The 12,511-nt window shown below is 66.5% G+C and carries 14 protein-coding genes; 6 read left to right on the top strand and 8 right to left on the bottom strand.

The window, feature by feature from the left end; genetic code table 11:
* Positions 1–24 precede the first annotated feature (24 nt).
* Positions 25–810, top strand: a complete 786-nt coding sequence (locus CVS48_RS08715) for an HpcH/HpaI aldolase family protein (RefSeq protein ID WP_100854091.1) — start codon at positions 25–27, stop codon at positions 808–810.
* Positions 811–917: 107 nt separating this feature from the next.
* Positions 918–1,370 (top strand): hypothetical protein, encoded by a 453-nt coding sequence (locus tag CVS48_RS08720; protein ID WP_100854092.1) that lies wholly within the window; start codon positions 918–920, stop codon positions 1,368–1,370.
* A gap of 4 nt (positions 1,371–1,374) precedes the next feature.
* Here CVS48_RS08720 and CVS48_RS08725 read toward each other — a convergent pair whose 3' ends face one another.
* From CVS48_RS08725 to CVS48_RS08760, 8 genes are all read right to left on the bottom strand, one after another.
* Positions 1,375–2,178 carry an N-acyl homoserine lactonase family protein gene (locus tag CVS48_RS08725; RefSeq protein ID WP_100854093.1) on the bottom strand — a complete coding sequence of 268 codons (804 nt, stop codon included), beginning with the start codon at positions 2,176–2,178 and terminating at the stop codon, positions 1,375–1,377.
* Positions 2,175–3,413 (bottom strand): alpha/beta fold hydrolase, encoded by a 1,239-nt coding sequence (locus tag CVS48_RS08730; RefSeq protein WP_100854094.1) that lies wholly within the window; start codon positions 3,411–3,413, stop codon positions 2,175–2,177. The genes CVS48_RS08725 and CVS48_RS08730 overlap by 4 nt, the downstream gene beginning before the upstream one ends.
* Positions 3,358–4,101, bottom strand: coding sequence for a GntR family transcriptional regulator (locus tag CVS48_RS08735; protein ID WP_100854095.1), 744 nt, complete (start codon positions 4,099–4,101; stop codon positions 3,358–3,360). The genes CVS48_RS08730 and CVS48_RS08735 overlap by 56 nt, the downstream gene beginning before the upstream one ends.
* Before the next feature lie 173 nt (positions 4,102–4,274).
* Positions 4,275–4,988, bottom strand: coding sequence for an ABC transporter ATP-binding protein (locus CVS48_RS08740; RefSeq protein WP_100854096.1), 714 nt, complete (start codon positions 4,986–4,988; stop codon positions 4,275–4,277).
* A complete protein-coding gene (locus tag CVS48_RS08745; RefSeq protein WP_100854097.1) occupies positions 4,985–5,725 on the bottom strand; it encodes an ABC transporter ATP-binding protein in 741 nt (246 codons plus the stop codon). The genes CVS48_RS08740 and CVS48_RS08745 overlap by 4 nt, the downstream gene beginning before the upstream one ends.
* On the bottom strand, positions 5,718–6,686 hold the full coding sequence (locus CVS48_RS08750) for a branched-chain amino acid ABC transporter permease (protein WP_242001337.1): 969 nt from the start codon (positions 6,684–6,686) through the stop codon (positions 5,718–5,720). The genes CVS48_RS08745 and CVS48_RS08750 overlap by 8 nt, the downstream gene beginning before the upstream one ends.
* A 5-nt stretch (positions 6,687–6,691) precedes the next feature.
* Entirely contained in the window at positions 6,692–7,552 is an 861-nt protein-coding gene (locus CVS48_RS08755; protein WP_100854098.1) for a branched-chain amino acid ABC transporter permease, read from the bottom strand.
* Between the two features lie 42 nt (positions 7,553–7,594).
* Entirely contained in the window at positions 7,595–8,860 is a 1,266-nt protein-coding gene (locus CVS48_RS08760; RefSeq protein WP_100854099.1) for an ABC transporter substrate-binding protein, read from the bottom strand.
* Positions 8,861–9,044: 184 nt separating this feature from the next.
* Between CVS48_RS08760 and CVS48_RS08765 the strand changes: the two genes are divergently transcribed.
* From CVS48_RS08765 to CVS48_RS08780, 4 genes are all read left to right on the top strand, one after another.
* Positions 9,045–9,458, top strand: coding sequence for a carboxymuconolactone decarboxylase family protein (locus CVS48_RS08765; RefSeq protein ID WP_008163645.1), 414 nt, complete (start codon positions 9,045–9,047; stop codon positions 9,456–9,458).
* Complete coding sequence (locus CVS48_RS08770; RefSeq protein ID WP_100854100.1) at positions 9,455–10,375, top strand: NAD(P)-dependent oxidoreductase; 921 nt, start codon at positions 9,455–9,457, stop codon at positions 10,373–10,375. The genes CVS48_RS08765 and CVS48_RS08770 overlap by 4 nt, the downstream gene beginning before the upstream one ends.
* A gap of 116 nt (positions 10,376–10,491) precedes the next feature.
* Complete coding sequence (locus CVS48_RS08775; RefSeq protein WP_100854101.1) at positions 10,492–11,469, top strand: Bug family tripartite tricarboxylate transporter substrate binding protein; 978 nt, start codon at positions 10,492–10,494, stop codon at positions 11,467–11,469.
* Positions 11,470–11,569: 100 nt separating this feature from the next.
* Positions 11,570–12,484 (top strand): amidohydrolase family protein, encoded by a 915-nt coding sequence (locus CVS48_RS08780; protein ID WP_100854102.1) that lies wholly within the window; start codon positions 11,570–11,572, stop codon positions 12,482–12,484.
* The last annotated feature ends 27 nt before the right edge of the window (positions 12,485–12,511 follow it).

The raw sequence follows: 12,511 nt of genomic DNA on the forward strand, positions 1-12,511 counted from the left end.
TCCCAGCCATAGCAGGAGACTTCCATGACCCATTCCCACCATCCCCTGGACGGCCGCCTGCCGCACATGCTGCGCAGCGGCAAGCCCTTGCGCGGCTTGTTCAACGGGCTGCCCAGCCCGGCCATCGTGGAGATGTGCGCGTATGCCGGTTTCGATTTCATCATTCTGGATAACGAGCACGGCAGCGCTGACCTGGGCACCACCGAACACATGCTGCGCGCCGCCCGCGCGGCGGGCATTGTGCCGGTGGTGCGCTGCTTTGAACACGACCTGCCGCGCGTGCTGGACATGGGGGCCAGCGCGGTGCAGGTGCCCATGGTGGAAAGCGCCGAGCAGGCGCGGCGGCTGGCGGCCATGGTGCATTACCCGCCCCTGGGCCGCCGTGGCAGCGCCTTCAGCACGCGCGCGGCGGGCTATGGCGCGTTCGGCGGGGCAGGGCACACGCAACACAGCAATGACGGCATCGGCTTTATCGCCATGATCGAAACCCCCGAAGCCATTGCGGTGGCGGCGGAGATCGCGGCGGTGGAGGGCGTGGACGCCGTCTTCATCGGTCCGAACGACCTGGCCCACGCCATGGGCCATGGCAGCGACTGGACGGCGGCGCCCGTGCAGCAGGCTATCGAGCAGGGCCTGAAGGCCATCGCATCGGCCGGGAAATGCCCCGGCATCATTGCGCTGACACCGGCCGACGAAGAGAAGTACGGCGCATTGGGCGCCCGCTATTTCGCCAACGTGTCCACCAGCATCATTACGCGGGCGCTGGCGCAGGCGGCCTCGGCCGGACGGGACGCGCAACTGCGCTATTGAAGGCAGCGCGGGTCGGGTGGTGGAAAACAAGGGCCGAAAAATGCAGGGCGGAAATTGCGCATAAACTTGGCGGCTTCATAATCCGCCGACCCTGCAAGGAAGCCCACATGCCCGCACGCGCGATTTCGTTTCTGTCCTGCATGTTATTGATTGGGGCGGCCCACGCCGGGTCGGCCCCGGCCGAATTGTCGTGCCTGTCGGACAGCGGCAAGGTGGCCTTGAAGGGCGTCATCCCGTCGCCGTCTTCCGAAGACCTGAACCTGACGCTGAGCTACTTCGACGCACAGCTCAGCTTCAACGACAGCACAAGCGACGGCAGCTTCGTGGTCTCGGATTTCCCGCAATCGGTGTTCCTGCTGCGCGTGCCGTCCCCCGGCACCGCGCTGACCCTGTACGCGCTGCCTGCCAGCATGGCGGTGGAAAAGACGAGCGACAGCGGCGACCGCTCGGGCACCTTCCAGGCCAAACTGACCGCGCCCCGCCCACGCTCGGCCACGGGCGCGCAGACGGCAACGCCGTTGACCGCCACGCTGAATTGCGAGTACCGGTATTCGCTGTAAGGGCTTAATCCGAAGGGAGGCAAGGCAGGTGCAGCGCCACGACTTCGGTGTCGCCTTGCACCAGGCTGGGGTAGCGGCTTCGAACCAGCGGGTCGTGTCCCGGCACGATGTGGTCCGGCGACTCGGCGTGGCGTAGCAAGGTCTCGTACCCAGCCAGCATGTCGGCCACGTTCAGCACGATGGGAAACGGCGCATCCAGGCCCATGTTGTCGTAGTAGTGGCTGGCATCCGAGGCCAGCACGATCCAGCCGCGCGCCGTATGCACCCGCACCGCTTGCAGCCCCTGTGTGTGGCCGCCGATGTGCAGCAGTTGCAGGCCCGGCGCAATCTCGTCGTGGCCGTTGTAGAAGTCCACCCGCTTGTCGTACACGCCCCGCACCACATCAAGCACGTCTTCCACCGCATAGGCGTGGCGCAGCATGTCGAAGCGCATGTTGCAGCCGCAGGCGTAGTGCAGCTCGCTTTCCTGCAAGTGCAGGCGGGCATGCGGTAATTTGCGGAGGTTGCCGGCGTGGTCGTAGTGCAGGTGCGTGACGATGACGTCCTGGATGCCGTCGGGCGCCAGCCCCAGTGTTTTCAAGGCATCGATCGGGCAGCGCAGGAAGTCGCGGCCGCGTGCGTCGGCGGCGGCGTGGTTGAAGCCGGTGTCAACCAGCCAGACGCGCTGCTCCCGGCGGATGACCCAGACGAAATAATCCATGGGCATCGGGCCGTCGTGCGGGTCGGGCGGCGTGATGAAGTTCTGCGCGCGGCGACGGGCCACGGTGGCATAGCGCAGGGCATAGACTTCGTATTCAGGCAGCGTCATGCGATTCCCCGGGTGGTTCGGATGTGGTCGAGTTCGGGCTTCAGGTAGTGCATCAGGCGCTGTGGGCTTTCCACCATGGGGAAGTGGCCCAGGTCCGGCATGGCGGTAAAGCGCGCGCCAGGAATCCGCGCGGCGACGCGGCGAGAATCTTCCGGGCTGGCCGAATAGTCGTAGGCGCCCGTCAACAACGACACGCCGAATGCGCGCGTATCCAGGCCGTCCAGGTGTTGGGAAGCGTCGAAGTCTTCGCTGTAGAACCAGAGGTCGTTGGCGTAGACGTTGTAGCCGCCTTGCGCGTAGATCCAGGCCGCCTCGCGGCGCGCGTGCAAGGTGGCGGCGGGGCCCATCAGCCCGCGCACGTAGGCCGGGTTGTGCGCCGCCTGATTCACCTGGGGATGGCACAGCATGGGTGTGCGGCGCCCAACGGCCTTGTCCGGTGCTTCCAGTGCCACCACGCCCGCTACGTCCGCCGGGCTGCGGGCGGCGATCACCAAAGCCATCGCCGCGCCCATCGAGCAGCCAAGCAGGACGACGGGCGCGCCCGCCAGTTGGCGGATCACGGCCAGGCAGGTGTGCAGGTAGGCGTCGCGGGTCAAGCGGGTATCGGTCCAGGCGCGGCCGGGCAGGGGCATGCTGCGCCCATGGCCGGGCATGTCGAAGGCGATCATTCGCCATTGGGCGCGCAGCTCGGCGTCGGCCATCAGCGCGTGGTATTGGCGGGAATCGGCGCCGGCGGTGTGCAGCATCAAGAGCGGCGGGCCGTCCGTCAGGCCGCTGGTTTCAACATACAGGGAAGTGCGGGTGTCGCCCAGATCCAGCGTGGCGTAATGGCCGGTGATGCTGCCGCGGTCCAGCACGTCGGAGGGCGCGGCGTCGTCCTGCTGCCCGCGCAGGATTTCAAACAGCCGTTCCAGGGGATGTAGCGCCTGCGCAATGGCCAGCGCATCGCCTTTGACACGCAGGCCCTGAGCCTGCCGATGCGCGGCGGTGAAGGAGTGGTAACCGGGGGGTGGGGTGGGGGTCATCAGCTTGTGCCAGGTGTCCGGCAAGGCGCTGATGACGATGCACTGCGAGGGGGCGGCGGGCTGGCCGGCCCAGGCGCAAATCCGGTCTTCAGGATCAGCGCCTACTTGCAGCCAGATGGCGCAGGGCAGGCCCCTGGCTGCGCTGATGAATTCGCTATCCTGCTGCGCCAGGGCCGTTACGGCCCTCAGTTCCTGGACGGTCGCCTTCACGGGTTGATGCCTCCTCTTGTTGGCGCCTGAGCACGTCGAGCGCGGTGCGTTCCGCGTTCACGATATGGCTCTGTGCGGCCGCTTGGGCGCCTTGTGGGTCCCGAGCACGGATGCGCTCGTAGATGTCGTCGATTTCGGCCATGCTTTCCGGCAGCCGGTCGGGGCGCGCGAACGAGGTGGCGCGCAGCAGGTTGATGCGTGACAGCAGCCCCGGCAGCATGTCCTTGATCAGGTCGTTGTCACAGCCCGACAGCAGCACGTCGTAGAAATCGCGCTTGGCGGCCAGCAGCGCCGACTTGTTGCTGCCCTTGGCCTGGCGGTGCAGCGCGTCGACGGCCTTGCGCAGCCGGTCGACGTCGGCATCGCTGGCCAGGCGCGCGAATTCATGCGCGGCAAAGCCTTCCAGCAGCGCGCGCAGGGCATACAGGTCGTGCGCCGCTTTTTCAGTGATGCGCACCACCGTGGGGCCACGATGGGGCTCGATGGAAATCAGCCGTTCGGCCTCCAGGGTGCGCAGGGCTTCGCGCAGCGTGCTGCGGCTGATGCTCAGTTGCTCACAGAGCTCCACTTCGCGCAGGCGTTCACCGCCCTTGATATGGCCATCCATGATGGCGCCGCGCAGATATTCCTCGACGCGGGTGCGCAGGGTGGTGGGCTTCTCGAAAATCGCACCGGTGGGGGTGGGCATGGCTGTCTCTCGCTTAGCGTGGCGGCGGGGGCAAGGCGTCATCCAGGCTTTTGGCCAGGGCGCCGCGCACCGCCGATTCAACGTAAAGACGCAATATATCCCGCCGGCGGGTCATAGCCTTAACCTCATAGCCTTAACCTCATCGCTTGAGCCCCATCGCCTTGGCCCCATCGCTACAGCCCCAGGTACGCTTCGCGCACGCGGCTGTCTTCCATCAGCGCGTGGCTGGGCCCGGACAGCACCATGGCGCCGGATTGCAGCACGTAGGCGTGTTCAGCCACCGACAGCGCCAGCCGCGTGTTCTGCTCCACCAGCAAAATGGTCAGCCCGCTGCGGTGGATGTCGATCATGGCCTGGTGCATTTCCTCGACCACCTTGGGCGCCAGGCCGTGGCTGGGTTCGTCCAGCAGCAGCAGCCGGGGCTTGAGCATCAGCGCGCGGCCGAACGCCACCATCTGCTGCTCGCCGCCGGACAAGGTGCCGGCGGCCTGCCGACGGCGTTCCAGTAGCCGGGGAAACAAGGCATAGACCTCGTCGCAGCCGCGTTTGAGGGCCGCGCCGTCACGGCGGCGGGTGTAGCCGCCCAGGTAAAGGTTTTCCTCGACGGTCATCTCGGGGAACACGTGGCGTCCTTCCGGCACATGGGCAATGCCCAGCTCGGGAATGCGGTGCGGCGGCAGGCGCAGGATGTCCTGCCCGTCGAAGACGACGCTGCCGCTGACCTTGTCCAGCAAACCCGATACGCAGCGCAGCAGCGTGCTCTTGCCCGCGGTGTTGGCGCCCACGACCGCGATGAAGCCACCTTCCGGCACCTCCAGCGACACGTCGTGCAAGACCGGGCTGCGGTCATAGGAGGCGGTCAGCCCCCGAATCTGCAACAGGCTCATGCGCCGGCCTCCATGTGCTCCATCGACTTGCCCAGGTAGACCTCGATGACTGTGGGGTTCGCCGCGATCTCGGCTGGGCTGCCCTCGGCGATCTTCTGCCCGAACGACAGCACCAGGATGCGGTTGCATAGCCGCATGATGGCGCGCATGTGGTGTTCCACCACGATGAAGGTGATGCCGGATTCGTCGCGCAGCGTGCGGATCAGGTCCAGCATGGTGTCCATCTCGGTTTCGTTCAGTGCCGCCATCACCTCGTCCAGCAGGAACACCCGGGGGTCGGTACACAGCGCGCGCGCCAGTTCCACCCGCGCCTGTTCGGGAAACGACAGTTCGCCGGCGGGCTTGGCGGCAATGGCGGACAGGCCCACGCGATCCAGGCTGTCGCGGGCCACCTCGCGGGCGCGCGGCACGTCGTGATGCAGCAGGCCGCCCACCAGCACGTTGTCCAACACCGTCATCTCGGGAAACAGGGCCACGTTCTGGAAGGTCTTCGTCATGCCCAACGCCGCGATCTGGTGGGGACGCAGGCCGTTGACGTCGCGGCCTTCCAGTTCGATGCGCCCGCCCTGGCTGGCGTACAAGCCCATCAACAGGTTGAACAGCGTGGTCTTGCCGGCGCCGTTCGGCCCGATCAGGCCCAGGATGTCGCCGCGCGCCACGCTGAACGACACGTCGTCCACCGCCTTCAGGCCGCCGAAGCGGCGCTGGATGTTCGAGACTTTCAGGATGTCAGGCATGCTGGCCCCGCTTCAGGTTGCGCAGCCGCGCCCACAACGCCGACAGGCCGCGCGGCTCGATCAGGATGATGGCGATCAGGATCAGGCCGAACGCCAACTGCGACACGCCGGCCGTGTGGCCCGACAGCCAATCGTTGAACACCTCTTCCAAGGGAATGATGACCAGCGCGCCGATCAGCGGCCCCGCCACCGTGCCCACGCCGCCGATGATGCAGATGAGCGCCACGCGCACCGACACGCCCACCAGCGAGAACACCGTGTCCGGGTCGAAGAAGTAGATGAACTGCGCGTACAGCGTGCCGCAGGCGCCCATCAGCGCGGCGGACACCACGGCGGCCAGGATGCGCGTTTGCGCGGTGTTCACGCCGATGACTTCCGCCGCTTGCGGGTTGGCCTTCACGGCGCGCAGGCGGTAGCCCAGCCGCGAATGGCTGATCAGCGCGAAGACGAGCGACGTGATGATGGCGGCCCCCAGCATCAGGTAGTAGTACGGAATGCTGGACTTGAACTGCATCTGCGCCCAGCCTTCGGCAAACGGAATGGACAGGCCCACCGGCCCTCCCGTGACTGATGCCCAGGTGTTGGCGATGGCGCGCAGCACTTCGCCAAACGCCAAGGTGGCCAGCGCGAAGTAATGCCCGCGCAGCCGCATGGTGGGCAGGCTGAGCAGGGCGCCCGCCAGCGCCGCCACCGCCATCGCGGCCACGATGCCCAGCCAGGGCGAAATGCCATAGCGCATCAGCAGCAGCGTGGACGTATAGGCGCCCAGGCCAAAGAAGGCCGCATGGCCCAACGAGATCTGATTGGCCAGCCCGCCCACGATATTCCAGGACTGGCCCATGGCCGCGAACAGCAGCACCAGCGTCACGACGCGCATGGCGTAGCCCTGGTCTTCCATCAACCAGGGCGCCGCCAACGCCACCGCCAGCAGCAGCGCCCAGGGCAAGAGTTGTCGATTCATGCGCATCATGCCGCCCTTTTCAAAAGACCTTCCGGGCGCACGGCCAGGACCAGAATGAAGATGGCGAACAGCACCAGGTTTTGCAGTTGCATGGGCAGCACCAGCGACGACAGCGACTGGATCACGCCCACCGCCACGCCACCCACCACCGCGCCCATCACGCTGCCCAGGCCGCCCAGCACCACCGCCGTGAACATCAGCACGCTGAATTGCGCGCCGACCGTGGTGGATGCCGTGAGATACGGCAGGATGATGCCGCCGCCCAGGGCCGTCAGCCCCACGCCCAGGCCGAAGGCCAACTGATGCACGCGGTGGGTAGAGATGCCCGACAGCCGGGCGGCCATCGGGTCTTGCGCGGTGGCTCGCACGGCCATGCCCCACCAGGTTTTCTTCAGCACCCACCACAGCGTCAGCCCGGCCACGGACGCCACCACGAAAGCCAGCAGATACGGCGCGCTGAACAGAATGGGGCCCACGGCCAGCGCCGTCATCTGGTAGGACGTCTGCACCGAGCGGAACTCCGATCCGAACAGGACCAGCGCCAGGTTTTCCATGACGATCAGCAAGCCCACCGTCAGGAAAATCTGCGCCACGGCCGGCGCCTTCATCACCCGGTTGATCAGGAACTTTTGCGTCAGCACGCCCAGCACGAAGGCCACGGCGAATGACAGCAGCGACCCCACCAGCGGGTCCAGCCCCAGCAGTTTCCAGGCGAAGTACGCCACGAACATGCCCACCATCAGGAACTCGGCCTGGGCGAAGTTGACGATGGACACCACCCCGAAGACGAGCGTCAGCCCGATCGAGATCACCGCGTAAACGCCGCCCAGCAGAATGCCGTCCACCAGCGCCTGCAAGAATTGCATGACCTTCCCCCTCTGCTTTCTATCTTTCGCTCAAGGTGGCGTTCAGCCGGCGCTGATGACGCGGCCCTTGGCCAAGGCCTGCGGCCACACCGACACCAGCTCGTTGTTCTGCCACTGCACCATGACGGGCTGGGCCAGCGTGTTCAGGCCCTTGGCGTCGAAATGCACGCCGCCGCCCGACATCACGCCCGCCCAACCCTGGTCGTACTTCTTGGCGCGCAGGGCTTGGGTCACGGCCTCGGGCTTGTCGGACGCCGCCACCTCCAGCGCTTCGGCCAGCACCCCCGCGCACACGGCGTGTTCCAGCGCTTCGTGCGGCATGAAGGTGCCGAAGCGTTTGCGGTAGCGCTCGGTGTATTCGGGCGCCTGGTCGTAGTTGGCCGGCGCAATCGACAGCACCGCCTGGGCGTACTGGCCCAGTGCCTTGGCGAAGTCGGGAATGACGTAGCCCGCCGCGCCGCCCACCACGGGCACGGTCAGCCGTTGCTGGCGCATCACGCGGATGATCAGCAGGCTGTCGTTCAGATACGAAATGGGGAATACGATCTGCGCGTCGGAGCCGCGCAGCTTGCTGATCAGCGGCGTCACGTCGGTGATGCCCAGCGGGTAGGCCTCGTCCAGCACGATCTGGGCGCCGGCCGCCTTGGCCGCGTTGCGCACGCCCACCGCCTGCGAGGTGCCGTAGGCCGTGTCTTCGTACAGCAGCGCAATCTTCTTGATGTCGGACGCGCCGGCCACAACCGACGCGGCGTAATCGTACTGAGCCTTGCCCAGCACCGAGCCCTTGGACACCACCTGGAAGATGTGCTTGAAGCCGCGCTCGGTGAGCATGTCCGAGAACGACATGGTCAACAGCGGAATGCCACGGCGTTCGGTCACCTCGGACACCGCCAGCGTCAGCGACGAGGCGTACGCGCCGATGATGGCCACGCAGCGGTTCTGCGTGATCAGGCGCTGCGCCACCGTAGCGGCGGTGGTGGGTTGCGAGGTGGCGTCCGCGATGATCAGCTTGAGCTTGGCGCCGCCCATCGACTTGATGCCGCCCGCCGCGTTGATCTCGTCGGCGGCCAGTTCCAGCCCCTGGCGGGAATTGATGCCGAACTGCGCGTTGGCGCCGGACAGCGGCAGGATGACGCCGACATTGATCTCGGCCGCCGCCGCCCGCGCCATGCCCGGCAGCGAGGCCGCCAGCGCGGCGGCGCCCAGTCCCGCGACAAAATCCCGGCGGCCTTGGTGCACGGCTGAGCGGCGCACGTCTGCGTGGCGCACGGCTGCGTGACGCACTACCTGTTTGGCGTTGCTTTTCATGCTTGTCTCCTGGCTTTTATGGGGAATGGGCGCACGGCAGCCAGCCCGGCGCTTTGCGGCATTATTGTGCTCAATATTTACGCAGTCAAGCATATTGTCAGACAATCCGACTATTGACGATCCGACAAAAATGGGCTGACAATCGACCCCGTAATTGCCCATCACCATCACCAACGAGGAACTCATGGCAGACATCAAATCCGAAACCCAAGCCCTGTTTGACCAAGGCCTGAACCTGCGTCGCGAGGTGCTGGGTACCGAGTACGTGGATGGTTCGCTGGCGCGCGCCAACGACTTCATGATGGCGTTCCAGCACATCACCACCGAATGGTGCTGGGGCTATACCTGGGGCCGTCCGGGCCTGGAAAAGAAGACGCGCAGCATGCTGAACCTGGCCATGCTGACGGCGCTGAACCGTCCGGCCGAGATCAAGCTGCACGTCAAGGGCGCGCTGAACAACGGCGTCACGGTGGAAGAGATCAAAGAGATCCTGCTGCAAGCCACTGTGTATTGCGGCATTCCGGCGGGGCTGGACGCCTTCAAAGTGGCCAACCAGGTGCTGGAAGAAGAGGGCGCCTTCAAGGAGCAGCAAGCATGAGCGCAGCGCAAGAACGCGTGGGCCTGATCGGCATCGGCAGCATGGGTTGGCCGATGGCGGCGCGGCTGGTGCAGGCCGGCTTCGCGGTGACGGTGTTTGATGCCGTGCCGGGCCAAGCCGATAAGTTCGCGCGGGAAGTGGGCGGCCAGGCGGCCGCCACGTGCGCGGCGCTGGCCGCGCAAAGCGACATCATCGTCACCATGCTGCCCACCAGCGGCATCGTTGAACAAGTCTTGAGCGGCGCCGACGGCGTGTTGGCCGGCTTGCGTGCCGGCAGCGTGGTGGTGGAGATGAGCTCGGGCGTGCCGGCCCATACGCAGCGCCTGGCTCAGGCCGTGGCCGAAGCGGGCGGGCAGATGGTGGATGCTCCCGTGTCCGGCGGCGTGCCGCGCGCGCGCACCGGCGACCTGTCCATCATGTTCGGCGGCCCGGCCGCGACGCTTGAGCGCGTGCGCCCGGCACTGTCGGCCATGGGCACGTCCATCACCCCGGTGGGCGATGTGGGCAGCGCCCACGCGATGAAGGCGCTGAACAATCTGGTGTCGGCGGGCGGCTTTTTGATCGGCGTGGAAGCCATGCTGATCGGCCAGCAATTCGGCCTGGATCCAAACGTGATCGTGGACGTGCTGAACGCCTCCACCGGCATGAACAATTCCACGCAAAAGAAGTTCAAGCAGTTCGTGCTGTCGCGCGAATTCAACTCGGGCTTCGGCCTGGATCTGATGGTGAAGGACCTGGGCATTGCGCTGGGCATCGCCACCGATACCGGCACGCCCACGCCGTTCGCGTCGCTGTGCCGCGAGCTCTGGGCCTCGGCCGGCAAGACGCTGGGCAAGGGGCAGGATCACACCGCCGTGGCGCGCCTGTCGGAACAGTTGGCGGGCGTGGAGCTGGGCGCAAAGAAAGCGGATTCCTAGATTTCACCCTACGGCGCGGCACGGTCCGCGCCTTTTTTTCAACCTGCATTACCCATAACCGCCGGTACCAGGCGGAGGGGCCGGCTATCGCCGGCACGTACAGCAAGGAGCGAGACATGAAGAAGACATTGCGGGCGGCCCTGGCCGTCGGCCTGCTTGCGCTTGGCGCCAACGCAGGCGCGCAGGACTACCCCACGCGGTCCATCTCGATGGTGGTGCCCTATGCGGCGGGCGGCTCCACCGATGGTCTGGCCCGCATCGTGGCGCAGGCCATGGGCGAGAATCTGGGCCAGACCGTCGTTGTGGAAAACCTGGGCGGCGGCGGCACCATGATCGGCAATCAGCGCGTGACGCGCGCCGCGCCCGATGGCTACACGATCACCTTCGGCAACATGGGTTCGCTGGCGATCGCGCCGTCGCTGTATCCCAAGGCCAAGTTCGATCCGCGCCGCGACATGGCCGCCATCGGCCTGGTGGCCACGGTGCCGATGGTGCTGTCGGTCAGCAAGAAAAGCGGCATCACCACGCTGCCCGATTTCGTTGCGCGCATGAAGAAGAACGGTGCGGAGGTGAACTTCGGCAATGCGGGGTCCGGCTCCACCAGCCACATCGCGGCGGCCTACTTCATGCATGTGACGCAGACCCAGGGCATGCAGATTCCGTATCGCGGGGCGGGGCCGGCCATCGCCGACCTGATGGCCGGCACGGTGGACGCGGTGATCGACCAGACCGTGACGATGATTCCCATCCATGAAGGCAAGCGCGTCACAGCCCTGGCCGTGGCCAGCGCCTCGCGCCTGCCGCAGATTCCGGATGTGCCGACGTTTGCGGAAGCCGGGGTGCCGGCCTTCAACATGAGCGTCTGGAACGGCATCGCCGCGCCGGCCGGCACGCCACCCGCCGTCATCGCGCGCCTGGAGCAGGCGCTGGCGGCAGCCTTGAACAGCCCCGGCGTGCGCGATTCATTGGACAAGCTGGCGGCGCAGGCGCCCGCCGGCAAAGACCAGGGCGCGGCGGCATTCCAGGCGCTGATCGCGCGTGACGTACCGCATTTCGCGGCCTTGATCCGGGACGCCAACATCACCGTCAACTGAAGGCCGGGGTGGCGCCAGCCGCTTTGTTGCCAGTTCCTTTGGCGCCACCCCGATCTGCTGGCATGATCACCAAGCGATCATGAAACAAGGAGACATACGCATGAGTACCATCCCGTCCACCCCGTCCGGCCAGCCGTCTCAAGAACCGCCGCTGTGCCTGGCCCCGTTGCCCGACATGGACGCCGCCACCTTCGACATCCCGCCCGGCGCCTGCGACACGCATGCGCACGTGGTTGCCGCCGACAGCAGCGCGTATCCGCTGGTGCCCGAGCGCACCTACACGCCGCCGCCCGCGCCGGAATCCGCTTACCTGGGCATGCTGCGCCAGACCGGCATGTCGCGCGGGGTGCTGGTACAGATCAGCGTCTATGGCACCGACAACCGCTACATGCTGGAAGTGCTGCGCCGCCATCCCGAGCAACTGCGTGGGGTTGGCGTCGTCGCGCCCGACGTCAGCGACCAGGAACTGGAAGCCATGCATGCCGCCGGCGTGCGCGGCCAGCGCCTCAACGTCTTGTTTGGTGGCGGCATCGGCTTTGACGCCATGGAAACGCTGGCGCACCGCATTGCCGGGCTGGGCTGGCACATGCAGTTCCTGATGGATGCGCGCCAATTGCCCGACCTGCTGCCGCGCATGCGCAAGCTGCCGGTGCCGGGCGTGGTGGACCACATGGGGCACATGCCGGTGGCCGATGGCACCGACAGCGCGGGCTTCCTGGCCTTGCAGCATCTGGTGCGCGACCACGGCTGGTGGGTGAAGTTGTCTGGCGCCTACCGCATCAGCGACCGCTTCGACGATTTCAGCGACGTAACGCCGTGGGCGCAAACGCTGATCGACACCGCGCCCGACCGCATGCTGTGGGGCAGCGATTGGCCCCACGTGCATCAAACGCGCATGGTCAACACGGGCCGCTTGCGCAACCAGCTTGCGCAGTGGGCGCCGGATGCCGACGTGCGCCACCGCATCCTGGTCAGCAACCCCGAACGCCTGTACGGCTTCACCCCGGCGCGCTAAGCGCCAGCACCTTCAGAATCACCCAAG

Source organism: Achromobacter spanius (assembly GCF_002812705.1).
In the GTDB taxonomy this organism is placed as follows: domain Bacteria; phylum Pseudomonadota; class Gammaproteobacteria; order Burkholderiales; family Burkholderiaceae_B; genus Achromobacter; species Achromobacter spanius.

Coding starts and splice junctions, on each gene's coding strand:
- CVS48_RS08775 (WP_100854101.1), top strand. CDS start 10,492: ATGAAGAAGACATTGCGGGCGGCCCTGGCCGTCGGCCTGCTTGCGCTT.
- CVS48_RS08715 (WP_100854091.1), top strand. CDS start 25: ATGACCCATTCCCACCATCCCCTGGACGGCCGCCTGCCGCACATGCTG.
- CVS48_RS08780 (WP_100854102.1), top strand. CDS start 11,570: ATGAGTACCATCCCGTCCACCCCGTCCGGCCAGCCGTCTCAAGAACCG.
- CVS48_RS08755 (WP_100854098.1), bottom strand. CDS start 7,552: ATGCAATTCTTGCAGGCGCTGGTGGACGGCATTCTGCTGGGCGGCGTT.
- CVS48_RS08750 (WP_242001337.1), bottom strand. CDS start 6,686: ATGAATCGACAACTCTTGCCCTGGGCGCTGCTGCTGGCGGTGGCGTTG.
- CVS48_RS08760 (WP_100854099.1), bottom strand. CDS start 8,860: ATGAAAAGCAACGCCAAACAGGTAGTGCGTCACGCAGCCGTGCGCCAC.
- CVS48_RS08725 (WP_100854093.1), bottom strand. CDS start 2,178: ATGACGCTGCCTGAATACGAAGTCTATGCCCTGCGCTATGCCACCGTG.
- CVS48_RS08735 (WP_100854095.1), bottom strand. CDS start 4,101: ATGCCCACCCCCACCGGTGCGATTTTCGAGAAGCCCACCACCCTGCGC.
- CVS48_RS08765 (WP_008163645.1), top strand. CDS start 9,045: ATGGCAGACATCAAATCCGAAACCCAAGCCCTGTTTGACCAAGGCCTG.
- CVS48_RS08740 (WP_100854096.1), bottom strand. CDS start 4,988: ATGAGCCTGTTGCAGATTCGGGGGCTGACCGCCTCCTATGACCGCAGC.
- CVS48_RS08745 (WP_100854097.1), bottom strand. CDS start 5,725: ATGCCTGACATCCTGAAAGTCTCGAACATCCAGCGCCGCTTCGGCGGC.
- CVS48_RS08720 (WP_100854092.1), top strand. CDS start 918: ATGCCCGCACGCGCGATTTCGTTTCTGTCCTGCATGTTATTGATTGGG.
- CVS48_RS08770 (WP_100854100.1), top strand. CDS start 9,455: ATGAGCGCAGCGCAAGAACGCGTGGGCCTGATCGGCATCGGCAGCATG.